The following is a 25,163-nucleotide window of genomic DNA, read 5'->3' as shown; positions in this document are numbered from 1 at the left end:
ACATGTCGAGAACCCTCGTGCTCGTGCGCCACGGCCAGAGCGAATGGAATTTGAAGAACCTGTTCACCGGCTGGCGCGACGTCGACCTGACCGAGCAGGGCCACGCCGAGGCCAAGTCCGCGGGGCAAAAACTCAAGGCGCGCGGCCTGAAATTCGACATCGCATTCACCTCGGCGCTGATCCGGGCGCAAAAGACCTGCCAGCACATCCTCGACGCGGTCGGCCAGAGCGATCTGAAGACCACCCGCGACCAGGCACTCAACGAGCGCGACTATGGCGACCTCTCCGGCCTCAACAAGGACGACGCCCGCAAGAAATGGGGCGAGGAGCAGGTGCATGTCTGGCGCCGCTCCTACGACGTGCCGCCGCCCGCCGGCGAAAGCCTGAAGGACACCGGCGCCCGAGTCTGGCCCTATTACCTGCACGATCTGCAGCCGCATGTGCTGCGCGGCGGCACCGTGCTGGTCGCCGCCCACGGCAACTCCCTGCGCGCGCTGATCATGGCGCTCGACGGCAAGTCGGGCGAGGAGATCGTCAAGCTGGAACTCGGCACCGGCGTGCCGGTCATCTACCAGCTCAACGCCGATTCCACCGTCGCTTCGAAGGAAGTGCTGGACGACTGAGCCGGCGAACGGAGCACCTGCGAAAAAAGCGCGTTGACAGCAATCGCTTGCCCGCTTACATGAGCCCGCACCAGCCCAGATGGCGGAATTGGTAGACGCGCACGGTTCAGGTCCGTGTTCCGCAAGGAGTGGAGGTTCGAGTCCTCTTCTGGGCACCAAATTCCCGTTTCGAACCATTCGCCGGTTCAGAAACTTAGAGAAAAAGCCCGGCTCGTCCGGGCTTTTTCTTTGCCGCCAACCTCCCCTTCCGGCCAGTCCCCTCACAAACCGCTTCAAACTCCGCGCCCGCTTCGCTACGCTCAAAACCATGGCTCAATCCACCACCCAGATATTCGGTGCCCGCCGCGACCAGGCGTTCCCCACGCTGGCCGAGGTGGACATCGACCGCATGCGCCGGTTCGGCGAGGCCAGCGCCTATGCCGCCGGCGAGCACATCATCGAAGCAGGCGATGTGGCGCCCGGTCTGATCGTCGTGCTGTCGGGCAGCGTGGACATCACCCAGGACGGCGGGCTCGGCCGGCGCGAGACGATCGTCACCCATGGCCCCGGCAGCTTTGTCGGCGAGCTGGCGCAGCTTTCGGCCCGTCCCTCGCTGGTCAATGCGCAGGCCGCCGAACCGGTGGAGGCGTTCGTCATCGCCTCGCAGCGGCTGCGCGACCTGATGGTGCAGGAGGCCAATCTCGGCGAGCGCATCATGCGGGCGCTGATCCTGCGCCGCGTCGGGCTTTTGGAGAGCGCCACCAGCGGGCCGATCATCATCGGACCCCAGGACAATGCCGACGTGTTGCGGCTGCAGGGTTTCCTCGCCCGCAGCGGCCAACCGCACCGCGTGCTCGATTCCGGCAGCGACCCCTGCGCCAAAACCCTGGTAGAACGCTTCGAGGTCGATCCGCACCACCTGCCGATCGTGCTCTGTCCAAACGGCAGGCTGCTGATGAATCCCGGCGAAAAGGACCTCGCCCGCTGCATCGGCCTGCTGCGGCCGATCGATGCCGATACGGTGTATGACGTGGCCATCGTCGGCGCCGGCCCGGCAGGGCTGGCGGCGGCGGTCTATGCGGCCTCCGAGGGGCTATCGACGATCGTGCTCGATTGCCGCGCCTTCGGCGGTCAGGCCGGCGCCTCGTCGCGCATCGAGAACTATCTCGGCTTCCCCACAGGCATTACGGGCATGGCGCTGATGGCGCGCGCCTACAACCAGGCGCAGAAATTCGGCGTCGAAATGGTCATCCCGGACGAGGCGAAGCTTTTGAGCGCCGCCACCGACGCGTCAGGCGCCCGCTATCTGCTCGATGTCGGCGATGGCGAGACCGTGCGCACGCGCAGCGTGGTGATCGCCAGCGGCGCGCGCTATCGCCGCCTCGACATCGCCAATCTGGCGCGGTTCGAGGGAACGTGCGTGCACTATTGGGCGTCGCCCATCGAAGGGCGGCTTTGCGCGGACCAGGAAGTGGCGCTGGTCGGCGCCGGCAATTCGGCCGGGCAGGCGGCTGTCTACTTGGCCAGTCATGCGCGCAAAGTGGCGCTGCTGGCGCGCGGCGGCAGCCTCGATGCCAGCATGTCGCGCTACCTGGTCGAACGCATCAAGGCGCAGCCGAACATCGAGGTGCTGACCGGGACCGAAATCGAGGCGCTGGACGGCGAAGAGGGCAATCTTGGCACGGTGCGATGGCGCAACCGCGCCAGCGGCGCGGAAACGACGCGCCCGATCCGCCATCTCTTTCTCTTCATCGGCGCCGACCCGAACACCGATTGGCTGGCGAATTGCGGTGTGGCGCTGGACGCCAGGGGGTTCGTGCGCACCGGATCGGATCTGGGATCGGCGCAGATGGAGACCAGCCGCAGCGGCGTGTTCGCCATCGGCGACGTCCGCGCCGGTTCGGTCAAACGCGTCGCGGCGGCTGTCGGCGAAGGCGCCCAGGTGGTCGCGGCATTGCATGCATATCTCGCGCGCGCGGACGCACCTCAAACAGCAGGGAGACCATGATGGATGAATGCAGGCATACGCGCGACATCAGGAAGGTGACGCCGAGTGCGCTCGGCTGCGAGGAGTGCCTGAAGAGCGGGTCGCAATGGGTGCATTTGCGGCTCTGCCGCACCTGCGGCCATGTCGGCTGCTGCGACGACTCGCCCAACCGCCACGCCACCAAACATTTTCACGCCACCAAGCATCCGATCATCGAGGGCTACGATCCGCCGGAAGGCTGGGCATGGTGCTATGTCGACGAGGTGTTTGTCGACCTCGGCGACGACGTGACCCCGCAGAACGGCCCGATCCCGCGCTTTGTTTGAGCGGCGCCGCATGGCGACGGAATCCCGGGAAAAGCGCGATCCGTCCGGGCTTCATTGGCGGCGGTTTCCCCTGCTGAACGGCCTGGCAGTCAGTCGGCGAAATACAGATATCCCAGCCACCCGGCCAGCACGATCGAGGCAGTCCAGATACAAACAATGATCACCGCCGCGTAGCGGCTCACCGGCCTGTCGGCGGCCAGCGCGGCGGTCTTTCTGTGTTCCGCCATCACCTCGGGCGGTATCATCCTGACCACGGCAAGGACGCCCAAAGGGACAAGGATGACGTCGTCGAGATAGCCGATCACCGGAATGAAATCGGGGATCAGGTCGATTGGCGACAAGGCATAGCTTGCAACACACACGGCAAGCGCCTTGGCGTACCAGGGCGTTCGGGGATCGCGAGCGGCGAGGTAGAGCGCATGCACATCGCGCTTGATCGTTCGGGCCCACTCATTCAGTGCCATCGGATGATTTTAGCGCCAAATGAAAACCGCCGATAGCGCACGCCAGGCGCCCGCCTCCGACAGCATCTCGAAGAGCCGATGACCGCCGGTCTACCGCACGGAGCCGGTGACGGTCGGGTCGATCATGCTGGGAACGGATTTGCGTTCGTTGCCGGCAAGCGCCGCTATGATCAGCAGGCTGGCAACCACCGGGACAAACAGGATGGCAACGCGAGCTTGCACGTAAAAGATGGCGCGCCATTCATTGCGCTTGTCGGGGCTGTTGCTCATCATACTCACTTTGTCGGTCCCCCACGCGGTGACATAGCCGCAAACGGTTAAACAACTCCTTCCGACTTCGTTAACCCAGCGGAATTGAGGCGAAATTCCCAGGCGATCCCAGAGATGGCGATGCCAGGCTTCAGTTCAGCCCGATAAGCCTGGCGCCCTGCCGGAACAGCGCCACGGCGTCCGGCTCGAAGCGGAAGGTGCCGATGAAATCGTCGGCGCAATAGTCCGGCCTTGTCTTGCGGATGGCGGCGGCGAAGCCGCGCGCCTCGTCGAGCCGTCCGGCCAGCGCCAGGCAGTGCGCGGCGATCGCCAGTATGATGGCGTGGGCGTTGGGCCGCGCCGCCGCCTTCAGCGCCCATTCGGCCGCTTCCTCGAACTGGCCGAGCCGGACATGCGCCATGGCGCGTGCGCCCAGCATGCCGAACAGCAATGGGTCGAACGGGCTGAGATGACGCGAATGATCCGAAGAGCCTATCGCCGCTCGCGGGTCGCCCGACTGCGAATGCACGAAGGACAGCGCGTAGTGGCCGAGCGCGAAGTTGGGGCTGAGATCGACCGCCCGCTCGAGTTCGAGCAGCGAGCCGTCCTGCTCGCCGCGCAGCCACAGCGCCCGGCCCATCGCCCAATGCGCGGCCGGATTGTGGTCGTCGACCAGCAGGCTGTGTCCGGCGCTCTCGAAGGCCAGCGCGCTTTCACGGTCGCGGTCGCCCCAGCGCTGGAAAGCGTTCTGCCAGTGGGTGAAGGACAGGCCGGCATAGGCGCGGGCAAAGGTCGGGTCGAGATGCAAGGCCTGGGCAAAGAAATGCCGCGCCTGTTCGTTTTCCACCTGGGTGAAGCGGTACATGTGCCAGAGGCCGCGATGGTAGGCCTCCCAGGCGTTGAGCGAACTGGGCGCCTTCAGCATGGCGCGGTTGCGCTCGACGGTTTCGATCTCGGCCGAGATCGAGGAGACGATGCTGTTGCCGATGTCGTCGAGCACGGAAAAGATGTCATCGGGCCTGCGTTCGAAGGTCTCGGCCCAGATGATCCTGGCGCTGCGCACCTCGATCAGTTCGACGCTGACGATGAGGCGGCCGGACGGGCTGCGCACCGTGCCGGTGGCGACATAGTCGACATTCAGCCGGCGGCCGGCATCCTCGGGCGCGATGTTCTGCTCTGCCAGCGCAAACACCGATCCGCGCGCGATGACGAAGAAATCCCTGAGCTTGGCCAGGCGGGTGATGATGTCGTGGGTGAAACCGTCGGCCAATCCGCCGCGCGTGCCGCCGCTCTCCTCGACAAACGGCATCACCGCCAGCGAAGCGTGGCTGGGCTCGACCGGGCCGGGTGCGGTGGGCGTGGTGGCCACCAGTGGCGATAGCGTGGACAGGCCGGCCGGCTGTGTCCGTAGCGAGGCTCCGGGCCGTTGTTCACGGATCGCCTGCCAGGCCGCGCGAAGCGGTGCGAAATCGAGCTCCTCCGACCGGAACAATCGCTCCGCCGAAGCCAGGTGCTGCTCTGCCGTGGCGACCTCGCCGCGCCCGGCCAGATTGGACAGCAACGCCAGATGTCCGCGCGTGTCGAACGGCGCCAGTTCCACCCATGTGTCGAGATGGGCGATCGCCTCGTCACTATGCGCCGGCAGGCTCGCGACAAGCCGTTCCAGCACGGCGGCATGGCAAGCGCTGAAGCGGCGGCGCTGCGCGATCAGCCAGCTGTTGAAATGCGGGCTGCGCTCGAGCTCCAGCCCGTCGAGAAAATCGCCGGCAAACAGTTTGGCCAGCGCCCGCAAGCGGTCGACATCAAGGCTGCCCAGCCCTTGCGCGGCGGCGCGGCTGACCTCCAGCGCATCGACCAGGCAGTCGCTGAGATCGAGTGCTACCGTGTCGCCCTGTGTCACGACCCGGTGTCGGCCCGGCGCGTCGAGTGCGCCGCGCAGCTTGCTCAGGCACCAGCGCAGCTCGCCCCTTGGATCGTTCGGCACGTCCCACAGCAGCTCGCACAGACGGCTGCGGCTGACAGGATGCGGCGCCAGCGCCAGATAGGCCAACAGAGCGCGCAGCTTGCGTGACGACGGCAACGTAACCGGCACGTCATTGCGGGAGATCGCCAGCGGTCCGAGCAGGCGCACGGAAAGGACCGGCATGTCGCCGTCCGGCCTCCATCGGCTGGTTTCCACGTGCGTTTCCACGCCTGCTCCCACGCTGGCCTGTCGGCCTCTCCTGTATCACCAAACACGACACGGCGCATCCGGCAGCGGATTTCAGCGCCGGATGCAGCCATTGCCGCTGTGCGGCATGTCAGTCCTAGCGCGGCAAGGTCACCAAACCTCGTCGCCCAACCCGCCGGTTTGTAACCGGCCCGTGAAGACAAAACGCGATGACAATCAAGGAGACCAAGATGTTGCAGCAGCAGAAGATCAGAACCACGGCCGGGCGCGGCCGCCTGTTCGACAGCATTCTCGACACCGTCGGCGACACGCCGGTGGTTCGCATCAACAATCTCGGACCGTCCCACGCGACGATCTACGTCAAGGCCGAGTACTTCAATCCCGGCGCCTCGGTGAAGGACCGGCTGGCGCTCAACATCATCGAGGAGGGCGAGCGCAGCGGTGCGCTGAAGCCGGGCCAGACGGTGGTCGAGGCGACCAGCGGCAACACCGGCATCGGCCTCGCCATGGTGTGCGCGCAGAAGGGTTATCCGCTGGTCGTCACCATGGCCGACAGTTTTTCGGTCGAGCGCCGCAAGCTGATGCGCATGCTGGGCGCCAAGGTGGTGCTGACGCCGCGCGCCGAAAAAGGTTTCGGCATGTACAAGAAGGCGGTGGAACTGGCCGAGGCCAATGGCTGGTTCCTCGCCCGCCAGTTCGAGACGGCCGCCAATGCCGCCATCCACGAGGCGACGACGGCGCGCGAGATCGTCAATGATTTCGCCGGCTCGCGGCTAGATTGCTTCGTCACCGGCTATGGCACCGGCGGCACGGTGGTAGGCGTGGCGCGCGTGCTGCGCCGCGAGCGTCCGGAAACCCGCATCGTGCTCTCCGAGCCGGCCAACGCGCAGCTCATCGGCAGCGGCAAGGTGCAGCAGCGCGGCGCCGATGGTGCCCCGGCCGCCAGCCATCCAGCCTTCGAGCCGCACCCGATCCAGGGCTGGACGCCGGATTTCATCCCCAACGTGCTGCAGGAAGCGATCGACACCAGCCTCTATGATGAGGTGATGCCGATCGCCGGGCCCGAGGGCATCAAATGGGCCAGGGAACTGGCGCGGAAAGAGGGCATCTTCACCGGCATTTCCGGCGGCGCCACCTTCGCCGTGGCACGGCAGGTCGCGGAGAAGGCGCCGGCCGGCGCGGTGATCCTGTGCATGCTGCCCGACACCGGCGAGCGCTACATGTCGACGCCGCTGTTCGATGGCATCGAGGCCGAGATGGATGCCGAGGAGGCCGCCCTGTCGCGCTCGACGCCCGGCTGCCAGTTCCCGGCGACTTGACGGGAGATCTGGTATGGACGCCATGCAAGAAAACCTCGGCCTGGTGGCCGAGGAAACGCTCGATCCCCTGGACTGGGCCGATGTGCAGGCCCTGTCGCACCGCGTCATCGACGATGCGGTCGATTATCTCCGCGATGTGCGCGACCGCCCGGTCTGGCGGGAGATGCCGGCCGATGTGAGAGAGGCCTTCGCGGCACCGCTGCCGCGTTCGCCGGCACCGCTTGCCGCCGTCTATGGCGAGGTCTCGCGCACGGTGATGTCCTATCCGATGGGCAACACCCATCCGCGCTTCTGGTCCTGGTATATGGGGTCGAGCAACTTCACCGGCGCGCTCGGCGATTTCCTGGCGGCCATCCAGGGCTCCAACCTCGGCGGCGGCAACCACGCCGCCGGGCTGATGGACAGCCAGGTGGTGAACTGGTGCAAGCAGATGCTGGGCTTTCCGGCTTCTGCCGGCGGCACGCTGGTCAGCGGCGGCTCGATGGCCAACATCATAGGGCTGACCGTGGCGCGCAACGTCAAGGCCGGCATCGACGTGCGCGAGCATGGCGTTGCTGCCATCGAGAAGCCGCTGCGCTTCTACGGCTCGGAGCAGATACACTCGTGCCACCGCAAGGCGATGGAGGCACTCGGCCTCGGCAACCGGGCACTGCGCCGCATCCCGACCGATAGCGGGCTGCGCATCGATATCGCTGCCTTGCGTGCGGCGATCACTGAGGACCGCGCAGCAGGGCTCAAGCCGGCCTGCGTCATCGGTACGGCCGGCACCGTCAACACCGGGGCGATCGACGATTTGCAGGCGCTTGCGAAGCTGGCACATGAGGAAGGCCTCTGGTTCCATGTCGACGGCTGCATCGGCGCGCTGATTGCGATTGCGCCTGAAAACGCGCATCGCGTCGCCGGCATCGAACGGGCGGATTCGGTCGCGCTCGATCCGCACAAATGGCTGCACGCGCCGTTCGAGGTCGGCTGCGCCCTGGTCAGGGATGCCGCCGCGCATCGCCGGACCTTCGCGGTGACGCCGGAGTATCTCGAATCGACGCCGCGCGGCCTTGCTTCCGGCGAATGGCTGCATGATTACGGCCTGCAGACGTCGCGCGGTTTTCGCGCGCTGAAGGTGTGGATGGCGCTGAAGGAGCACGGCGTCGAGAAATTCGGCCGCCTGATCGACCAGAACATTGCCCAGGCCGTCTATCTTGCCGGCTTGATCGAGGCCGCGCCACAGTTGCAACTGGCGGCATCGCCGACCGTCAACATCGTCTGCTTCCGCTATCAGCCCGGTCTGACAGGCGAGGCTCTGAAGGCGCTCAACACGGAGATCATGCTGCGGCTGCAGGAACAGGGCATTGCGGCCCTTTCGGACACCACGGTGCATGGCGAGCACTGGTTGCGCGTGGCGATCACCAATCATCGCACACGGCGCGAGGATCTCGACCTTCTGGTGCATGAAACGGTGCGGCTGGGGCAAGACATCGCAACGCAGGGTTCCGCGCCTTCCTAGTTACGGGCAGGCATGCGATTCTGCCGCGATGATTCGGGAGATCCAGGTCGTGACGCTGTTTCGTATGGTTGCACTGGCGGCGCTGGTCTTCACCGCCTCGGCGCAGGCCGCAGACATGGCCTTCTTCGTGAAGAACCTGCGCAAGGAATCTGTCGCGGTCGAGCTGTTCAGCCGCGACCGTGAGACGGTCTGGCCGGGCAATGACAAGGTGTTCCTGATCGAACCCGAGTCGCAGAAATCCGTGCCGCTGTCCTGCAATCAGGGCGAACAAATCTGCTATGGCGCCTGGGCCGACGGCAACGACAGCCTCTCGGCCGGCGTCGGGCCGGACAATGACCAGCCCTGCGACACCTGCTGCTTCATCTGCGTGGAACACTCGACCGAGACGATCGATCTGGTGCCGTAGAGCGCGGAAGTTTCGTTGGACCCAAATTAAGTCAGGGATCGGCCCGTCCGGTCCACTTCCGCGATTCAGCGCTGCATGCAATGGTCGCCCCGCGGCCGGGTGGGCCGCATATTCGGGGGTTATCATGTTTCATGCCTATGCGCGCCGCATGCTGGCCGCGCTGTCCTTCGTCATGCTGGTTGCGTCGGCGGCGCAAGCCGACGATGTCACCTTCGCCATCAAGAACAGCCACCCGAACGCCATGCGCGTCGAGCTCTACAGCCAGGATCGCGACTATGTCTGGCCGGGCGAGGACAAGGACTATTTCCTCGACGACGGCGAGACCAAGCAGCTGCCGATATCCTGCAACGCGGGCGAATCGATCTGCTACGGCGCCTGGGTCGATGGCGACGAGGGCACCTATTGGGGCGTCGGTCCCGGCAACACGGAAAAATGCGAGGATTGCTGCTACACCTGTAGCGGCGGCGAGACCGAGGAGATCGAGCTGGTCCCCTGACCGGTTTGCCAGCTTGACGGTCTTCGGGCCGGAGCCATAGCCTGTGCAAATACCCAGCGCGCGCCGCCTCGAACTGTTCAGACGCGACGTGCTTCAGGCAAAAGGAGCCCAGCTATGGCCGGCATGGTCGAAAGCGACAAGATCGACGTCGGGTTTTCCGGCAAGCGCTGCATCCACTCGCGCAACTGCGTGCTCGGCGATCCGCATGTCTTCGTGCCCAACGCGCCGGGCCAATGGATCCATCCCGAAGCGGCCAGCGTCGAGAAGATCGTCGCCATCGCCGAAAGCTGCCCGTCGGGCGCCATCACCTATGTCAGGAAGGATGGCGGGCCGCAGGAGCAATCACCGGTGGTCAATACGGTGCGGCTGCGGGAAAACGGCCCGCTGGCGGTACACGCCGAAATCGTGCTCGACGGCGAGACTTCTTATCGTGCCACGCTCTGCCGCTGCGGCGCTTCGGAGAACAAGCCGTTCTGCGACGGCAGCCACAACAAATCCGGTTTTGCCGCCACCGGCGAGCCGCCGCTGAAGGACACGCTGGCGCTCGAAGCGAGGAACGGTCCGCTGAAAGTGACGCCGACCACCAATGGCCCGCTCAAGCTTGAGGGCAATCTCGAGATCGTCACCGGAACCGGCCATACGGTCGACCGTACGCAACGCGCCTTCCTCTGCCGCTGCGGCCATTCCGCCAACAAACCGTTCTGCGATGGGACGCACAAGAAGGTGGGGTTTGTGGGGTAGCTGCGATCTCCCTCCTTGAGGGGGAGATGGCCGGCAGGCCAGAGGGGGTCGTCTCGCGTAGAGCGCTGGCTTCCTCTTTCGCCTCGTATGAAGTCGCATCCAGTCTTGCCGACCCCCTCTGTCGCCTTTGGCGACATCTCCCCCTCGAGGGGGGAGATTACCCGTGGCCCAGCGCTCGCGGCTTTATCGCCCGCTCCGTATCGGCTAAGGGCAGGGACAAATAAATTGCCACCCGGACCGCCGCCAAAAATGACCGCCAAGACCAAGCCAAAGCCGCTGTTCCTCGGGATCGACACCGGCGGCACCTATACCGATGCCGTGTTGTGGTCTGAAACGGAAGGCCCGCAAGAAGGCCCGAACAAGGGCAAGGTGCTGGCCAAGGCCAAGGCGCTGACCACAAGGCATGATCTTGCCGTCGGCATTTCCGGCGCCGTCGATGCGGTGCTGCAGAAAGCCGGAACCGATCCGGCTCATATCAAGCTGGTGTCGATGTCGACGACGCTTGCCACCAACGCGCTTGTCGAGGGCCAGGGCGGCCGCGTCGCGCTGGTGATGATCGGCTTTTCCGAGGGCGACCTCGCCCGCGACGGGCTGAAGGCCGCGCTCGGCACCGATCCGGTGGTGTTTTGTCCGGGCGGCCACGACGTGCACGGCAATGCCGCCAAGCTCGATCTGTCCGGACTGGAAGCGGCGTTGCCGGAACTCGGCGCCTCGGTGTCCGGCTTTGCCGTCTGCGCCTATTTTGCCACCCGCAATCCGGCGCATGAGATCGCCGCCCGCGAGTTGATCCGCGAAAAGACAGGCCTGCCGGTCACATCGAGCCACGAGCTGTCGGCCAAGCTCGGCGGTCCGCGCCGGGCGCTGACCACTTTGCTCAACGCCAGGCTGATCTCGATGATCGACCGGCTGGTGGCGGCAACCGAAGGCTTTCTCCAGGCGCGCAACATTGCAGCCCCGCTGATGGTGGTGCGCGGCGACGGTGCGCTGGTTTCGGCAGCGTTTGCCCGCCAGCGGCCGATCGAGACCATCCTGTCCGGCCCGGCCGCCAGCCTGGTCGGCGCCCGCCACATGACCGGGCTCGACAATGCTGTGGTCTCCGACATCGGCGGCACCACAACCGACGTCGCCGTGCTCGATGGCGGCCGTCCTAGGCTCGACCCGGAAGGCGCCACCGTCGGCGGCTTCCGCACCATGGTCGAGGCCGTCGCCATGCGCACCTTCGGCCTCGGCGGCGATTCCGAAGTGGCGCTGGAAGATGGCGCGCTCAACCCGAAGATTCTGCTTGGGCCGCGCCGCCTGGTGCCGTTGGCGCTGGCCGGCATGGCGCACGGTATAGCTGTCACCTCCGAACTCGAACGCCAGCTGCGGGCGCCCAATCCCGGCCGCATGGACGGCCGCTTCGCGGTGCGCACCGGCGTGCCGGACCGGCTCGCCGCCGGCCTGACCGGCGCCGAAGCCAGGCTCTACGAGCTGATCGGTGCCGTGCCGCTCGCCGTCGACAGGCTTTTGAGTTCCAACGCGCAGAACGCGACGCTGAGCCGGCTGGTGTCGCGCGGGCTGGTGCATGTCGCCGGCTTCACCCCGTCGGACGCCGCCCATGTGCTGGGCAAGCAGGCGAACTGGGATCCCATCGCCGCGCGCCTCGGCGCCGAACTGTTCGCCCGCAAGCGTGACGGCCGTGGCCAGAACATCGCCGCCTCGCCGGAAGCGATCTCGGAACGGGTGCTGGTGACGCTGACGCGCTGGTCGGCCGAATATATCCTCGAGACCGCCTTTGCCGAGGATGGGCTCGATGGCGCGTCGACGGTGGCGCATGCATTGGTGCAGCGCGCGGTCGACGCGCATCCCGGTATCGCCCGCCTGAGCGTTGCGCTCGACCGCCCGGTCATCGGCCTCGGCGCCTCGGCGCCGCTGCATTATGCCGGGCTGCCGCCGCTGATCGGCAATGACTGCGTGGTGCCCAGGGATACCGATGTCGCCAACGCGCTCGGCGCCGTCGTCGGCCAGGTCAGGGTTTCGGCCGAGGCGCGGGTCAGCCAGCCCATAGAAGGGCTGTTTCGTCTCGCCTCGGGCGAGACCGTGCGCGATTTCCTCGACGAGACGACGGCTATCGCGGCGGCCGAGGCCGATGTCCGCGCCATCGTCGCGGAGCGCGCTATGGAGGCCGGCACCGACAGCGCCGAGATCGACGTTTCGACCGAGTTCCGCGTCTCGACCGTCGAAGCCCAGCGCATGTTCATCGAGGCGCATGTGGTGGCGGTGGCCTCGGGAAGGCCAAGGATTGCGGTTTGAGCGGGGCGGCGAAATACGCCACCTTCACCCTAAGCTGAATTGACCCGGCAAACCTGACATGCCAAAGGCCCGCAAAGCCTTTCATCTGGAGTAGCCTGATGACCGACCGCATCGAGATCGCCGGATTGCGGATTGCCCGCGAGCTGCATGAGTTCGTGGCCAGGGAAGCGCTGCCGGGCACGGGCGTCGAAGCGGACGCCTTCTGGAACGGTTTTTCGGCCATCATCCATGATTTGGCGCCGAAGAACCGGGCGCTGCTGGCAAAGCGCGACGCCATCCAGGAACAGATAGACGGCTGGTATCGCGAGCATGGCGCGCCGGTCGACATGGAGGCCTACAAGGGCTTCCTGAAAGAAATCGGCTATCTCGTTCCCGAAGGCCCGGCCTTCAGCGTGTCGACCGACAATGTCGACCCCGAAATTGCTGATGTTGCCGGACCGCAGCTGGTCGTGCCGGTGATGAATGCGCGCTATGCGCTCAACGCCGCCAATGCGCGCTGGGGGTCGCTCTACGATGCGCTCTACGGCACCGATGCCATCCCCGAAACGGATGGCGCCGAAAAGGGCAAAGCCTTCAATCCGGCGCGCGGCGCCAAGGTCGTTGCCTGGACGAAGGCCTTTCTCGACGAGGCTGCCCCGCTCACCTCGGGCAAATGGGCCGGGGTCAACGGGCTGTCGCTGGCGCAAGGTGCCTTGCGGCTGAGCGCCGGGGCCGGCTCGACCACGCTGGCCAACCCGAAGCAATTCGTCGGCTACCGTGGCGACGCGGCCAATCCCGATACGGTGCTGCTGGTGCGCAATGGCCTGCACATCGAGATCGCGATCGACCGCAACAACCAGATCGGCCGCACCGATCCGGCTGGCATCGCCGATGTCATCCTGGAATCGGCGCTGACCACCATCCAGGACTGCGAGGATTCGGTCGCGGCGGTGGATGCGCCAGACAAGGTCGTCATCTACCGCAACTGGCTCGGCCTGATGAAGGGCGATTTGGCGGAAGAGATCACCAAGGGCGGCAAGAGCTTTGTCCGCAAGCTCAATCCTGACCGCTCCTACACCGCGCCCGCCGGCGGCACGCTGACCGTGCCCGGCCGCTCGCTGATGCTGGTCAGGAATGTCGGCCACCTCATGACCAACCCGGCGATACTGGATCGCGACGGCAACGAGGTTCCGGAAGGCATCATGGATGCGGCGATGACGGCGCTGATCGCGCTGCACGATGTAGGGCCGAACGGCCGCCGCGCCAATTCCCGCGCGGGCTCGATGTATGTCGTGAAACCCAAGATGCATGGGCCCGACGAAGTCGCTTTCGCCGTCGAGATCTTCGACCGCGTCGAAGCGCTGCTCGGTATGGCCAGGAATACCATCAAGATGGGCATTATGGATGAGGAGCGGCGCACCACCGTCAACCTCAAGGAGGCGATCCGCGCCGCAAAAGCGCGCGTCGTGTTCATCAACACCGGCTTCCTCGACCGCACCGGCGACGAGATCCACACCTCGATGGAAGCCGGCCCGATGATCCGCAAGGGCGACATGAAGCAGGCCGCCTGGATTTCCGCCTACGAGGCGTGGAATGTCGACATCGGGCTGGAATGCGGCTTGGCCGGCCACGCCCAGATCGGCAAGGGCATGTGGGCGATGCCGGATTTGATGGCGGCGATGCTGGAACAGAAGATCGCCCACCCCAAGGCCGGCGCCAACACTGCCTGGGTGCCGTCGCCGACGGCGGCGACGCTGCATGCCACGCACTATCACAAGGTCGACGTCCACGCCGTGCAGGCGGCGCTGAAGAACCGGCCCAAGGCGAATCTCGACGACATCCTGTCGGTGCCCGTCGCCGTGCGGCCGAACTGGTCGCCCGAAGACGTCCAGAAGGAACTCGACAACAACGCGCAGGGCATTCTTGGCTATGTCGTCCGCTGGATCGACCAGGGCGTCGGCTGCTCGAAAGTGCCTGACATCAACGATGTCGGCCTGATGGAAGACCGCGCCACGCTGCGTATTTCCTCACAGCACATCGCCAACTGGCTACACCACGGCGTGTGCAGCGAGGACCAGGTGATGGCGACGATGAAGCGCATGGCTGACATCGTCGACCGCCAGAACGCGGGCGACCCGCTTTACCAGCCGATGGCGGCTGACTTTGACAAGTCGATAGCCTTCCTCGCCGCCTGCGACCTGGTCTTCAAGGGCCGCGTCCAGCCCAACGGTTACACCGAGCCGGTGCTGCACGCGCGGCGGCTGGAACTGAAGGCGCAGCAGAATTAAACCACAGGTGCCGAGGGTGCCCATTTTGTAAGCCACACTCGCCAGCAAACTGTTCTGCCGCCACGAAGTAAGGTAAGTCCTTGTAGCGGGAGGACGATTCTATGGCAATTGCGACAACTAATATTGTAAATTTGGACGCACTCATCCGTCGCGAGGATTTAGCTGCTCCAGGTGAGGTAGGCGAAGATATAAGTTCTTTGTCTATCGCGGGTCTGGAGCCAAAAGGTTTTTTGTATCCGGCGCTCCGGAAGCCGGATTTTCAAAGAGAGACCGCTAATTGGAGCCCTGAACAAGTCGCCGATCTTATTGGGACGTTTGCTCGCAAAGATTTGATACCCGCCGTTATCCTTTGGCGGGCAGGGCAGAATGTCTTCGTCATAGATGGCGCACATCGCCTCAGTGCCCTCATTGCATGGGTTCATAACGATTACGGTGACGGGGAAGTGTCCAGGCATTTTTTCCAGAACGCAATTCCGGATGACCAGCTGGTAGCGGCGAAAAGAACGAGAGATTTGGTTGCTCTATCGATTGGCTCATATGCCGATCACAAGATGGCTATCGAGTATCCGCAGAATTCCCGGCCCGATGTCGCTGAGAGGGCGGCAAGAATCGGATGGCAAGAAATTCCAGCTCAATGGATCAGAAACGCCGACCATGACAAAGCGGAGAAAGCCTTCTTTCGAATCAACCAGGGAGGCACGAAGATAGACGCGACGGAGCGCCGTATCCTCGCCGCTAGGCGTTCATCGACGGCCCTTGCAGCTCGGGCGATCCTAAGGGCCGGCACTGGACACAATTATTGGAAGAAATTTGCTGAAGAGTCACAAAGGGCAATAGAGGATCTTGGGCGCGAAATATCAGCTTTGCTATTTGAACCTACTATATCTCTTCCAATTAAAACGCTTGATTTGCCTATTGCAGGACAGGGTTACGGCCCGCAAGCGTTGCCATTAGTTTTTGATCTAGTAAATTTGGCCAATCGAGTTCAAGTCAAAGATTCTAGCTATAAGGGCGCGACCAGAGAGGAGTCTCTAGACGTCGACCAAGATGGAGGCAAGACCGTCGATTATCTCGTGAAAGTAAGGGCTGCAATCTGGAGATTGTGCTCCACCAACCCTTCATCTCTCGGATTGCATCCTGCACTATATTTTTATGGTAGAAGCGGGACATTTTCCGCATCGTCCCTTCTGACGTTTCTGTCGCTATTTCGCGACTGGGATACCGCTGATTTTCTCGCTTTCACAACGGTTAGAGCAAAATTTGAAGAATTTCTGATGGTGAACCGCGGCATGAGTGAAGCGGTAAGGAAATTGGGAAGTGGCGTCCGCAGCAGACCTCGTGCGATTGCCTTCTACAAGGCGATTATTGAGCATTTGAGCAAGGGACTGTCGGCATCAGAGGTCGCAAAAATACTGAGGGACATGTCAGAGTTCGAATTTCTAATTACTAGTCCTGACGAGCTCGACCTTGAGGGCGGATCGTTCTCTAGAGACGTAAAAGGTGCCGCTTTCATCCGGGATGCGCTGCCGTCTGCACCGAAATGTCCAACTTGCGGAGGCCTCATGCACAGAAATGGCATGCAAGTAGGCCATAGGCGTCCTAAACGGGATGGGGGATCGGGCAATCTTTCAAATGCTGTAATGCAGCATCCGTTCTGTAATAGCACCGTTGATAACTAGCTACGACAGCTCGTATTCCAGCAGCCACAAGGCCAGCATATGCCCCGCCAGCGGGTCCTACTTGGCTTCCCGCGGGAAACAAGGCGTCAGGAGGCCGTATGGTCCAGGAGCCGGATGGTGGGATCGCGACGGTGTTCGGAGTTGACCCGATCGACGCCTTCCACCGTAATCGCGATCGTCCCGTTTTCCACTCTTGCTATCCAGGCCTTCGCTTTCAGATACCAGAGATGAAATTCGAGATGCTCTCGCGGACAGCCTGATAAGCGTTCGAGCTCCACATCTCCGATCCCGGGATTGCTGACGTCGTGCCGGCGCTTCGCGTAAAGCAGCGACAGCAGCCTGGCCTGGATCACGACGTCACGCTCGATGCCTTTGGTGTTGCTGGCTTCCTCGGTCAATTCACGGCGAAGGCCGGCATGGTCCCTGTACGCGATGTCGTATTGTGCGCGTTTGACCGGATCCTTGAGCGTATTGTGGGCTTCCACGATTTCACTGAAACGGGCTTCATCGCCGGTTTCGCGATTGTCTGGATGATAGCGCATCGCAAAATAGCGAAATATGCGCTCCAGCGTTTCCGAGTTGGCGTTCGGGCTGACTTCCAAAACTTCGTAATAGTCAATGAACATAGCGGGCTCCCCGACCACACCATATTCGCATTGTCTAAATAAGGAATGTCAATGCGGAGGCCAGGACCTTGGTCCGACGCCGATGACATCCACGCTTTCTGGAAGAGGAAGAAAATGGCCGGCGTCCGGTCGGTGGGGGCCGTTGGGTGGTGAGGACGCCGGCCAAGCGGACAATCAGGTCCGCCGCACCGTGGAGATGATCGATTCGCGGAGGCCGGGTTATGGCGTGATCGCGGAATGCAATGTGGCGAGGTCGGCTTGTCGGCGGACCTACGCCGCCTGCGCCATCCGCTCCGAGCTCATGCGGTAGGAGATCGCTTCGGCCAGATGGATTCGGCCAACGGTTTCGCTGGCGTCGAGATCGGCGAGCGTCCGCGCCACCTTCAGCACGCGGTGATAGGCCCGCGCTGAAAAGGCGAGCTTTTCGCTGGCGTCCTTGAGCAGCGACAGGCCGGCGGCGTCCGGCATGGCGATCTCTTCGATGACCGAGGGCGCGCAATGCGCGTTGGTGGTGGCGCGGGTGGCGCCGAGCCGCTCGAAGCGCTCGCGCTGGATGGTGCGGGCGCGTGCCACGCGCAGCGCCACATCGGCACTTTTCTCCGCCCGGTCGGGCCGGATCAGGTCGCTGGCCGAGACCGCCGGCACTTCGATCCTGAGATCGATGCGGTCGAGCAGCGGACCCGAAATGCGCGCCTGATAGTCGGTACGGCAACGCTCGCCGCGCAGGCAGCGATAGCCCGGCTCGCCGGCCATGCCGCAGCGGCACGGGTTCATCGCCGCCACAAGTTGGATGCGCGCCGGATAGGTGACGCGATGGTTGGCCCGCGCGATCATGCAGTCGCCGGTCTCCAACGGCTGGCGCAGCGCATCGAGCGTCTGCGGCGTGAACTCGGGAAACTCGTCGAGGAACAGCACGCCGTGATGGGCCAGCGACACCTCGCCTGGCCGCGCGCGGATGCCGCCGCCGACCATCGCCGCCATCGAGGCCGAGTGGTGCGGTGCGCGGAACGGCCGCCGGTCGGTCAATTTGCCTTCGCCGAGCTCTCCCGCCACCGAGGCGATCATCGAGACTTCCAGAAGCTCCTTCGGCGCCAGCGGCGGCAGGATCGACGGCAGCCGCTGCGCCAGCATCGATTTGCCGGATCCCGGGGGTCCGATCATGAGCAGATTATGCCCACCGGCGGCGGCCACTTCCAGCGCCCGCTTGGCGGTCTCCTGGCCCTTGATGTCGGCGAGGTCAGGCAAATCCAGAGCGGCGGCATGGATGCCGGCCTCGGGGCGCGACAGCACCTGCGTGCCGCGAAAATGGTTGGCGATGGCAATCAGGCTGCGCGGCGCCAGAATGTCGAAATCCTTTCCAGCCCAGGCCGCCTCCGGTCCGCAGGCGAACGGACAGATCAGGCCCTTGCCTTCCGCATTGGCGGCGATAGCCGCCGGCAAGGCGCCGGCGACCGCGGCAATCGTGCCGTCGAGCGACAATTCTCCAAGCACGACATAGCCGGCCAGCATGTCGCCCGGAATGGCGCCAAGGGCAGCCATCAGGCCAAGCGCGATCGGCAGGTCGTAATGACTGCCTTCCTTCGGCAGGTCGGCCGGCGCCAGATTGACAGTCACCTTCTTCGACGGCATCGACAGGCCGGAAGCATGCAGTGCGGCCTGCACCCGCTCGCGGCTTTCGGCCACCGCCTTGTCGCCGAGGCCGACGATGTGCATGTTGACCTTGCCGGGCGCGATCATCACCTGCACGTCGACCGGCACGGCCTCGATGCCCTGGAAAGCCACCGTGCGAACCCGCGCCACCATCGTGCAACCCCAATTCAGGCTGGCCCCAGCCCCTGCGATCAGGCCAGGAATGGCCCGCCGGGAAGACAATCACACTTCCCCGGTCAAATCAAGAACATTACGGGAACGCATGACCGCTTGGGTTGCAGCGGAAGCGAGCGCGGTTGCAAAAACGGAACATGGTTAAGACAAAATGAAAACGACTTACCCGCGCTTTCCCTCGACCGCGTCCCAGAACAGGCTTGCAATGTCGGCGCCGCCGAAGCGTTTGACTTCGCGCACGCCGGTCGGCGAGGTCACGTTGATCTCGGTCATATAGTCGCCGATGACGTCGATGCCGACCAGGATGAAGCCGCGCTCCTTCAGCGATGGGCCGATGCGGGCGCAGATTTCGCGCTCGCGCTCCGTCAGTTCGGTCTTTTCGGCGCGGCCGCCGACATGCATGTTGGAGCGGGAATCGTGTTCGGCCGGCACCCGGTTGATGGCGCCGACTGGCTCGCCGTCGATCAGGATGATGCGCTTGTCGCCCTTGCGCACGTCCTTGAGGTAGCGCTGTACGATGTAGGGTTCGCGGAACATCTGGCCGAACATTTCCAGCAGCGAGGCAAGGTTGCGGTCGGCCTCCAGCAGATGGAAGATGCCGGCGCCGCCATTGCCGTAGAGCGGCTTGACGATGATGTCGCCGAACTCCTTGCGGAAGGCGGCAACTTCGAGCGGATCCTTGGTGATCAGCGTGTCCGGCATCAGGTCGGCAAATTCGGTGACGAAGATCTTTTCCGGGCTGTTGCGCACCCAGGCCGGGTCGTTGACCACGAGCGTTTTCGGATGGATGCGCTCCAAAATGTGCGTGGTGGTGATGTAGTTCATGTCGAAGGGCGGATCCTGGCGCAGCAGGACCACATCCATCTCCGACAGGTCGGTACGCACCTTCTCGCCCAGCGAATAGTGGCTGCCCTTCTCGTCGCGCACCTGCATTTCCTCGATGCGGGCAAACACCTTGCCGTCGCGCAACGAGAGCCGATCCGGCGTGTAGTGGAACAGCTCATGGCCGCGCCGCTGCGCTTCCAGCGACAGCGCGAACGAGGTGTCGCCGGCGATCGACACGGTGGAGATGTGGTCCATCTGGACGGCGATTTTCAGCTTCATGGCGGGTCTCCGGCGGCTCGGATGGACGACTGTCTTGCCTGTACAGGCTCACTGCCCGTCTGCCAATCGCGACATTCCTGGGATTGGCATCCGACACCCGAATGCGCTGCTTTCATCGATCCTTCGAAACAGTCGCGGTTGCCCCTGGAAAATCGATTTCGCGATACGTTTCCTAAAGGGTTTGCTGCCAGTCTGAAAATAAATTCCGACGTCACAAAACAGGGACACCGATGCAAACTTCGTTTGGCACCGGTCAGGCAAACAGGGAGAGCACGGATCTGGCATTCACAGATCCGTTGACCGGGCTTGGCAACCATCGCCGCTTCTTCGACAAGGTCGATCGCCTGATCGCCGACCGTGCCGACGATCCCGCGCCCTTTACCGTCGGCATTCTCGACCTCGACGGCTTCAAGCCGATCAACGATCTGTTCGGCCACAAGGCCGGCGACGACATCCTGATCCAGGTGGCGATGCGGCTGCGCGCCTCGATGGACGGCCATTCCACGGTCTGCCGCATCGGTGCCGACGAATTCGCCTTTCTCTATCCCCTGGTGTTCAGCGAGGATGCAGCGGCCGAAAAGTCGCGCATGCTGATCGAGATCCTGTCGGCGCCCTATGATGTCGGCGAACGCACCGCCAGGCTTTCGGCCTCGGTCGGCTGCTCGCTGTTCTATTCGGGCGACGAGACCACGGAAATCCTCATCAATAAGGCCGAGACGGCGCTCTATCACGCCAAGCGTTCCGGCCGTGGCCGCGTCGTCGTCTACACCCGTGAGATGGAAGAGGCGGCCAAGCGCGTCACCCGCATCGAACAGGCGCTGCGCCGGGCTGTCTCGGCCGGCGAGGTGGAGCCGCATTTCCAGCCCATCGTCGACCTCAACACGCGCCGCACCATCGGCTTCGAGACGCTGGCGCGCTGGACAGATCGCGACCTCGGCTCGGTGCCGCCGACCGTCTTCATTCCCATCGCCGAGGAGCGCGGCATCATCGGCCCGTTGTCGCAGCTGGTGCTGCGCAAGGCGACCGAAGCGGCCAGAAGCTGGCCGAAGGACCTGTTCCTGTCCTTCAACCTGTCGCCATCGCAGCTCGTCGACCAGAACACCGGCCTGCACATACTGGCGATCCTCGATCGCACCGGCTTCGATCCGCGCCGGCTGGAGATCGAGATCACCGAGACCGGCCTGATGAACGACCCGGCCTCTGCCGCGCAGATCGTCGAGGATCTGCGCCGCGTCGGCATCCGCGTCTCGCTCGACGATTTCGGCACCGGCCAGTCCTCGCTCGGCCGTCTGCGCGAATTCCATTTCGACAAGCTCAAGATCGATCGCGCCTTCGTCTCCTCCATTCTCGACGACCGTCCCTCGGAGCACATCATCCGCGCCATTCTCGCAATGTGCGAGGGGCTCGGCATGGACGTCGTCGCCGAAGGCATTGAGCAGGAAGCGCAGGCCGACCGCCTGGTCCAGTTCGGCTGTGCCGGCGGGCAAGGCTATCTGTTCGGCAAGCCCGTCGATGCCGACGCCACGCTCGGCTATCTCCGCGATTCCTTCCGCGGCGCCCTGCGCGCCAAGGCGATCTGACCGGCGATTCCCCGTAGTCCGTAATCCCGACGATGCCGCTGTGCGCACCCGGTGCGGCGCATTGTCGTTTTGTCTGACATAAGCCCTGAAATTTGGCGGTTCGCCCTTGCCCGCGCGCCTTGCGTGGCTAGGATGCGCGCCGGTCACGCTACAGCGCCGCACGTCTTTCAAGACGCGCAAAGGACGCTGTAGCATTTAACATTTGCGCATGTTCCCTTTCCGAAAATCGATGCGATTTTCGGGGTCATGCGCTGGGAGACAACAACGATGATGCCATCGGCGCATTTTGCCGACCTCGAAGGAGCCTCGGTGCTGATCACCGGCGGCGGTTCCGGAATTGGTGCTGCCCTGACCGAGGGCTTTGTGCGTCAAGGCGCCAATGTCGCCTTCATCGACATCGCCGACGGCCCGAGCACGGCTCTTGCCGACCGCATCGAGAAAGCGTTCGGCAAGCGGCCGCTTTATCTCAAGACCGACCTACGCGACGTCGAGGCTCTGCGTGCGTCCGCCGCGAAGGCCGCCGAGGCGCATGGCGATGTCACCGTGCTGGTCAACAATGCCGCCTGGGATGAACGCCACGCAGTCGAGGACGTGACGGTCGAGTTCTGGGACAACAATCAGGCGATCAATCTGCGGCCGCATTTCTTCACCGCGCAAGCGGTGGCGCCGGGCATGAAGCGGGCCGGCGGCGGCTCAATCATCAACTTCACCTCGACATCCTATCTCATCAACCACCCCGACATGCCGTCCTACACGGCCGCCAAGGCCGGTATCCTCGGTCTGACCAAGGGGCTGGCCGGCAAGCTCGGTATGGACGGCATCCGCGTCAACGCCATTGCGCCCGGCTGGGTGATCACCGAGCGGCAGAAGGAGCTCTGGGTGACCGAACAGGGGCTTGCCGCCCATGTTGCCAAGCAGTGCATCAAACAGGTGATGCAGCCCGACGACATTGTCGGCACCGTGCTGTTCCTGGCCTCGGACGCCTCGCGCATGCTGACAGCGCAGATGCTGATCGTCGATGGAGGTTTCCTGTGAACCCAGCCGGCAACGCACCGGCGGTCGCCGCCGTCGACTGGGGCACGACCCGCATGCGGGTCTGGCTGATAGACGGGCAAGGCAAGGTGCTTGCCGAACGCCGTGGCGACGATGGCCTGATCACGGCGCAGCAGAAGGGCTTTTCGACCATCCTCGAAGGGCATCTGGCGGCGATGGGAGCACCAGCGGCGCTGCCCGTCATCATCTGCGGCATGGCCGGATCCCGCCAGGGCTGGCTGGAAGCACCCTATGTCACCGTGCCGGCGCCGCTTAGCGCCATCCTTGCGGGTGCCGCCAGCGTGCCCGGCCAGAGCCGCGACATCCGCATCGTTCCGGGCCTTGCCCAGCGACTGACTGACGCGCCCGACGTCATGCGCGGCGAGGAAACCCAGCTTGCCGGCGCTGGCTTGCCGGCCAAGGGACGCCAGCTGGTCTGTATGCCCGGCACCCATTCGAAATGGGTGCTGGTCGAGGACGGTACTGTCACCGGCTTCGGCACCTGGCCGACCGGCGAGCTGTTTTCGGTGCTTGCCGCGCATTCGATCCTGCGCCATTCGCTCGGCGAACATCCAAAGCCCGTCACATCGGACAATCCGTTCTTCCGCCGCTGGTGCGAAACCGCATTGAGCGATGGCGGCGATGTCACCTCGCGGCTGTTTTCCATCCGCGCCGCCGGCCTGCTGCAGGATCTGAAAGCCGACGATGCCGCAGCCTGCCTGTCCGGCCTTCTGATCGGCGGCGAGATCGCCTCCGCCAGCCGTCGGCACGGCGCCGGTGCGGAACCCGTGGTGCTGGTCGCCTCCGGTGCGCTGGGAACGCTGTACAGCCAGGCACTCGGCCTTGCCGGACTTGAGGTCCGGGCCGTCGACGCCGACGAGGCGGTGCGTGCAGGTCTCGTCGAGGCGGCGCGCGAGAACGGCATGATCGCAAGAATTGGAGCAGCTCGATGAGCCAGACCGCACCGTTTCCAAAACTCAAGCGCGGCCTGGTTGCCATCCTTCGCGGGCTCAAGCCCACCGAGGCGATGGCCATGGGCCAGGCACTGTTCGACGCCGGCATCGAGGCGATCGAAGTGCCGCTGAACTCACCGCAACCGTTCTCGTCGATCGCCCGCATCGTCCAAGTGCTGCCGAAAACGGCGCTGGTCGGTGCCGGCACGGTGCTGACGCCGGCCGATGTCGATGGCTTGCACCAGGCCGGAGGGCGGCTGCTGGTCAGTCCCAACATCGATGCCGAGGTGATGGCGCGCGCCATGCACTACGGCATGGTGACGATGCCCGGCGTGTTCACGCCGACCGAAGCCTTCCAGGCGATCAAGCTCGGCGCCTCGGCGCTTAAATTCTTCCCGGCGAGCGTGCTGGGTGCAGGCGGCATTTCCGCGATGCGCGCGGTGTTGCCGGCGCAGACATTGGTCGGCGCCGTCGGCGGCGTCTCCGAAAAAGATTTTGCCGGCTACAAGGCGGCCGGCGTGACCGCCTTTGGTCTGGGCTCCAGCCTGTTCAAGCCTGGCATGAGCGTCGACGAGGTGGCCGCGCGGGCCGAGGCGGCGGTGACAGCCTGGGATGCAGCATTCGGCGGAGACGCATGATGAGCGAAGCCATCGTTTCGGTTTTTTCCGATCACGTCTGCCAACTCGGCGAGGGGCCGAGCTACGATCCCGCCACCGATACGCTCTACTGGTTCGACATCGTCAACGGTCAGCTTCTGCAAAAGCAGCTGTCCGGCGGCGCGGCCACCGTCCATGAGCTCGGCCAAATGGCGAGCGCCATCGCAATCATCGACGACAAGCGCCAGCTTATCGCCGCCGAAACCGGCCTTTATGTCCGCGATGTCGCGACCGGCAAATTGACGCTGCACACGCCTGTCGAGGCCGACAATCCGGTCACGCGCTCCAACGATTCCCGGGTCCATCCCTGCGGCGCCTTGTGGATGGGCACCATGGGCAAGGGTGAGGAAAAAGGCGCGGGTTCGATCTACTGGTTTTTCAAGGGCGAACTGCGCCGCCTGTTTTCGGACATTACCGTCTCCAATTCGATCTGTTTTACCGAGGATGGCGCGATCGCTTACTACACCGACACCTCGACCGGGCTTTTGATGCGCGTCGCCTGCGACCCGGCGACCGGCCTGCCTGCAGGTGAGCCGAAGCTGTTCGTCGATCACCGCTCGGCCAAGGGCTATATCGACGGATCCGTGCTCGACCGCGACGGCATCCTGTGGAACGCCGTCTGGGGCGGCAGCGTCATCGAAGCCTATGGACCCGACGGCAAGCTCGTCCGCACGGTCGCCATGCCGGTGACGCAGCCATCCTGCCCGGCCTTTGTCGGCGCCAAGGCTGACCGGCTGGCGGTCACCTCCGCCTGGTCGGGCAAGGACGAGAAGCAGCGTCTGCTGGATCTGCAGGGCGGCATGACCTTTCTGCTTGATATTCCCGTCAACGGCCGCTTCGAGCCGCGCGTGCTGATCGCCTGAGCGAACTGGATTCTGCGGTCGGACGG

At 64.3% G+C, this 25,163-nt stretch carries 22 protein-coding genes and 1 tRNA gene; 17 read left to right on the top strand and 6 right to left on the bottom strand.

What is annotated here, in order from left to right; genetic code table 11:
* Nucleotides 1-2 precede the first annotated feature (2 nt).
* From NP945_RS29695 to NP945_RS29680, 4 genes are all read left to right on the top strand, one after another.
* Entirely contained in the window at nucleotides 3-623 is a 621-nt protein-coding gene (locus NP945_RS29695) for a 2,3-bisphosphoglycerate-dependent phosphoglycerate mutase (RefSeq protein ID WP_128308460.1), read from the top strand.
* A 73-nt stretch (nucleotides 624-696) separates the two neighbouring features.
* A tRNA-Leu gene (locus NP945_RS29690) sits at nucleotides 697-781 on the top strand.
* A gap of 149 nt (nucleotides 782-930) precedes the next feature.
* Nucleotides 931-2,610 carry a cyclic nucleotide-binding domain-containing thioredoxin-disulfide reductase gene (locus NP945_RS29685; protein ID WP_256748300.1) on the top strand — a complete coding sequence of 560 codons (1,680 nt, stop codon included), beginning with the start codon at nucleotides 931-933 and terminating at the stop codon, nucleotides 2,608-2,610.
* Entirely contained in the window at nucleotides 2,607-2,915 is a 309-nt protein-coding gene (locus NP945_RS29680; protein ID WP_027161196.1) for a UBP-type zinc finger domain-containing protein, read from the top strand. Before NP945_RS29685 ends, NP945_RS29680 begins: the two co-directional genes overlap by 4 nt.
* Before the next feature lie 89 nt (nucleotides 2,916-3,004).
* Here the strand turns inward: NP945_RS29680 and NP945_RS29675 are convergent, their stop codons facing one another.
* The 3 genes from NP945_RS29675 to NP945_RS29665 all read right to left on the bottom strand — a co-directional run bounded on the left by NP945_RS29675 (nucleotide 3,005) and on the right by NP945_RS29665 (nucleotide 5,774).
* Nucleotides 3,005-3,379 carry a YkvA family protein gene (locus NP945_RS29675; RefSeq protein ID WP_127269768.1) on the bottom strand — a complete coding sequence of 125 codons (375 nt, stop codon included), beginning with the start codon at nucleotides 3,377-3,379 and terminating at the stop codon, nucleotides 3,005-3,007.
* A 90-nt stretch (nucleotides 3,380-3,469) separates the two neighbouring features.
* Complete coding sequence (locus NP945_RS29670; protein ID WP_013528612.1) at nucleotides 3,470-3,652, bottom strand: hypothetical protein; 183 nt, start codon at nucleotides 3,650-3,652, stop codon at nucleotides 3,470-3,472.
* A gap of 127 nt (nucleotides 3,653-3,779) precedes the next feature.
* Nucleotides 3,780-5,774: a transcriptional regulator gene (locus NP945_RS29665; protein ID WP_256748299.1), complete on the bottom strand. Its 1,995-nt coding sequence runs from the start codon at nucleotides 5,772-5,774 to the stop codon at nucleotides 3,780-3,782.
* 254 nt (nucleotides 5,775-6,028) lie between these two features.
* On the opposite strand from NP945_RS29665, the gene cysK reads away from it, so the two are divergent.
* The 8 genes from cysK to NP945_RS29625 all read left to right on the top strand — a co-directional run bounded on the left by cysK (nucleotide 6,029) and on the right by NP945_RS29625 (nucleotide 16,499).
* Entirely contained in the window at nucleotides 6,029-7,117 is a 1,089-nt protein-coding gene (gene cysK, locus NP945_RS29660; protein WP_127318985.1) for a cysteine synthase A, read from the top strand.
* A 13-nt stretch (nucleotides 7,118-7,130) separates the two neighbouring features.
* On the top strand, nucleotides 7,131-8,618 hold the full coding sequence (locus NP945_RS29655; protein ID WP_256748298.1) for an aspartate aminotransferase family protein: 1,488 nt from the start codon (nucleotides 7,131-7,133) through the stop codon (nucleotides 8,616-8,618).
* Nucleotides 8,619-8,667: 49 nt separating this feature from the next.
* A complete protein-coding gene (locus tag NP945_RS29650) occupies nucleotides 8,668-9,024 on the top strand; it encodes a hypothetical protein (RefSeq protein ID WP_127268751.1) in 357 nt (118 codons plus the stop codon).
* Between the two features lie 124 nt (nucleotides 9,025-9,148).
* Entirely contained in the window at nucleotides 9,149-9,520 is a 372-nt protein-coding gene (locus NP945_RS29645) for a hypothetical protein (protein WP_027040247.1), read from the top strand.
* Nucleotides 9,521-9,634: 114 nt separating this feature from the next.
* Nucleotides 9,635-10,261 (top strand): CDGSH iron-sulfur domain-containing protein, encoded by a 627-nt coding sequence (locus NP945_RS29640; protein WP_127268750.1) that lies wholly within the window; start codon nucleotides 9,635-9,637, stop codon nucleotides 10,259-10,261.
* A 249-nt stretch (nucleotides 10,262-10,510) separates the two neighbouring features.
* A complete protein-coding gene (locus tag NP945_RS29635) occupies nucleotides 10,511-12,553 on the top strand; it encodes a hydantoinase/oxoprolinase family protein (RefSeq protein ID WP_256748297.1) in 2,043 nt (680 codons plus the stop codon).
* 98 nt (nucleotides 12,554-12,651) lie between these two features.
* The gene (locus tag NP945_RS29630) at nucleotides 12,652-14,820 is read left to right on the top strand and encodes a malate synthase G (RefSeq protein ID WP_256748296.1); all 2,169 of its coding nucleotides are present in this window, start codon (nucleotides 12,652-12,654) and stop codon (nucleotides 14,818-14,820) included.
* A 101-nt stretch (nucleotides 14,821-14,921) separates the two neighbouring features.
* Entirely contained in the window at nucleotides 14,922-16,499 is a 1,578-nt protein-coding gene (locus NP945_RS29625) for a DUF262 domain-containing protein (protein ID WP_256748295.1), read from the top strand.
* A gap of 86 nt (nucleotides 16,500-16,585) precedes the next feature.
* Here NP945_RS29625 and NP945_RS29620 read toward each other — a convergent pair whose 3' ends face one another.
* The 3 genes from NP945_RS29620 to gshB all read right to left on the bottom strand — a co-directional run bounded on the left by NP945_RS29620 (nucleotide 16,586) and on the right by gshB (nucleotide 20,053).
* A complete protein-coding gene (locus NP945_RS29620; RefSeq protein ID WP_256748294.1) occupies nucleotides 16,586-17,125 on the bottom strand; it encodes a J domain-containing protein in 540 nt (179 codons plus the stop codon).
* Nucleotides 17,126-17,395: 270 nt separating this feature from the next.
* Nucleotides 17,396-18,928 carry a YifB family Mg chelatase-like AAA ATPase gene (locus NP945_RS29615; RefSeq protein ID WP_127408270.1) on the bottom strand — a complete coding sequence of 511 codons (1,533 nt, stop codon included), beginning with the start codon at nucleotides 18,926-18,928 and terminating at the stop codon, nucleotides 17,396-17,398.
* Between the two features lie 183 nt (nucleotides 18,929-19,111).
* Nucleotides 19,112-20,053 carry a glutathione synthase gene (gene gshB, locus NP945_RS29610; RefSeq protein WP_127266732.1) on the bottom strand — a complete coding sequence of 314 codons (942 nt, stop codon included), beginning with the start codon at nucleotides 20,051-20,053 and terminating at the stop codon, nucleotides 19,112-19,114.
* A 230-nt stretch (nucleotides 20,054-20,283) separates the two neighbouring features.
* Between gshB and NP945_RS29605 the strand changes: the two genes are divergently transcribed.
* The 5 genes from NP945_RS29605 (at nucleotide 20,284) to NP945_RS29585 (ending at nucleotide 25,137) form a co-directional block, all read left to right on the top strand.
* On the top strand, nucleotides 20,284-21,633 hold the full coding sequence (locus tag NP945_RS29605) for a bifunctional diguanylate cyclase/phosphodiesterase (protein WP_023814197.1): 1,350 nt from the start codon (nucleotides 20,284-20,286) through the stop codon (nucleotides 21,631-21,633).
* A 267-nt stretch (nucleotides 21,634-21,900) separates the two neighbouring features.
* Nucleotides 21,901-22,668: an SDR family NAD(P)-dependent oxidoreductase gene (locus tag NP945_RS29600; protein WP_256748293.1), complete on the top strand. Its 768-nt coding sequence runs from the start codon at nucleotides 21,901-21,903 to the stop codon at nucleotides 22,666-22,668.
* On the top strand, nucleotides 22,665-23,618 hold the full coding sequence (locus NP945_RS29595; RefSeq protein ID WP_128363941.1) for a 2-dehydro-3-deoxygalactonokinase: 954 nt from the start codon (nucleotides 22,665-22,667) through the stop codon (nucleotides 23,616-23,618). Before NP945_RS29600 ends, NP945_RS29595 begins: the two co-directional genes overlap by 4 nt.
* On the top strand, nucleotides 23,615-24,256 hold the full coding sequence (locus NP945_RS29590) for a 2-dehydro-3-deoxy-6-phosphogalactonate aldolase (protein WP_127319011.1): 642 nt from the start codon (nucleotides 23,615-23,617) through the stop codon (nucleotides 24,254-24,256). Before NP945_RS29595 ends, NP945_RS29590 begins: the two co-directional genes overlap by 4 nt.
* Nucleotides 24,256-25,137: an SMP-30/gluconolactonase/LRE family protein gene (locus NP945_RS29585; RefSeq protein WP_127327998.1), complete on the top strand. Its 882-nt coding sequence runs from the start codon at nucleotides 24,256-24,258 to the stop codon at nucleotides 25,135-25,137. The genes NP945_RS29590 and NP945_RS29585 overlap by 1 nt, the downstream gene beginning before the upstream one ends.
* The last annotated feature ends 26 nt before the right edge of the window (nucleotides 25,138-25,163 follow it).

It is taken from the genome of Mesorhizobium sp. LMG17149 (assembly GCF_024518695.1).
Lineage (GTDB): Bacteria > Pseudomonadota > Alphaproteobacteria > Rhizobiales > Rhizobiaceae > Mesorhizobium.
The sequence above is the reverse complement of the archived record's forward strand: the minus strand, read 5'-3'. Positions and strand labels throughout refer to the sequence as shown.

Excerpts from the sequence above, each read along its gene's own strand:
- NP945_RS29695 (WP_128308460.1), top strand. The coding sequence starts at position 3 with ATGTCGAGAACCCTCGTGCTCGTGCGCCACGGCCAGAGCGAATGGAAT.
- NP945_RS29685 (WP_256748300.1), top strand. The coding sequence starts at position 931 with ATGGCTCAATCCACCACCCAGATATTCGGTGCCCGCCGCGACCAGGCG.
- NP945_RS29680 (WP_027161196.1), top strand. The coding sequence starts at position 2,607 with ATGATGGATGAATGCAGGCATACGCGCGACATCAGGAAGGTGACGCCG.
- NP945_RS29675 (WP_127269768.1), bottom strand. The coding sequence starts at position 3,379 with ATGGCACTGAATGAGTGGGCCCGAACGATCAAGCGCGATGTGCATGCG.
- NP945_RS29670 (WP_013528612.1), bottom strand. The coding sequence starts at position 3,652 with ATGATGAGCAACAGCCCCGACAAGCGCAATGAATGGCGCGCCATCTTT.
- NP945_RS29665 (WP_256748299.1), bottom strand. The coding sequence starts at position 5,774 with ATGCCGGTCCTTTCCGTGCGCCTGCTCGGACCGCTGGCGATCTCCCGC.
- cysK (WP_127318985.1), top strand. The coding sequence starts at position 6,029 with ATGTTGCAGCAGCAGAAGATCAGAACCACGGCCGGGCGCGGCCGCCTG.
- NP945_RS29655 (WP_256748298.1), top strand. The coding sequence starts at position 7,131 with ATGGACGCCATGCAAGAAAACCTCGGCCTGGTGGCCGAGGAAACGCTC.
- NP945_RS29645 (WP_027040247.1), top strand. The coding sequence starts at position 9,149 with ATGTTTCATGCCTATGCGCGCCGCATGCTGGCCGCGCTGTCCTTCGTC.
- NP945_RS29640 (WP_127268750.1), top strand. The coding sequence starts at position 9,635 with ATGGCCGGCATGGTCGAAAGCGACAAGATCGACGTCGGGTTTTCCGGC.
- NP945_RS29635 (WP_256748297.1), top strand. The coding sequence starts at position 10,511 with ATGACCGCCAAGACCAAGCCAAAGCCGCTGTTCCTCGGGATCGACACC.
- NP945_RS29630 (WP_256748296.1), top strand. The coding sequence starts at position 12,652 with ATGACCGACCGCATCGAGATCGCCGGATTGCGGATTGCCCGCGAGCTG.
- NP945_RS29625 (WP_256748295.1), top strand. The coding sequence starts at position 14,922 with ATGGCAATTGCGACAACTAATATTGTAAATTTGGACGCACTCATCCGT.
- NP945_RS29620 (WP_256748294.1), bottom strand. The coding sequence starts at position 17,125 with ATGTTCATTGACTATTACGAAGTTTTGGAAGTCAGCCCGAACGCCAAC.
- NP945_RS29615 (WP_127408270.1), bottom strand. The coding sequence starts at position 18,928 with ATGGTGGCGCGGGTTCGCACGGTGGCTTTCCAGGGCATCGAGGCCGTG.
- gshB (WP_127266732.1), bottom strand. The coding sequence starts at position 20,053 with ATGAAGCTGAAAATCGCCGTCCAGATGGACCACATCTCCACCGTGTCG.
- NP945_RS29605 (WP_023814197.1), top strand. The coding sequence starts at position 20,284 with ATGCAAACTTCGTTTGGCACCGGTCAGGCAAACAGGGAGAGCACGGAT.
- NP945_RS29600 (WP_256748293.1), top strand. The coding sequence starts at position 21,901 with ATGATGCCATCGGCGCATTTTGCCGACCTCGAAGGAGCCTCGGTGCTG.
- NP945_RS29590 (WP_127319011.1), top strand. The coding sequence starts at position 23,615 with ATGAGCCAGACCGCACCGTTTCCAAAACTCAAGCGCGGCCTGGTTGCC.
- NP945_RS29585 (WP_127327998.1), top strand. The coding sequence starts at position 24,256 with ATGAGCGAAGCCATCGTTTCGGTTTTTTCCGATCACGTCTGCCAACTC.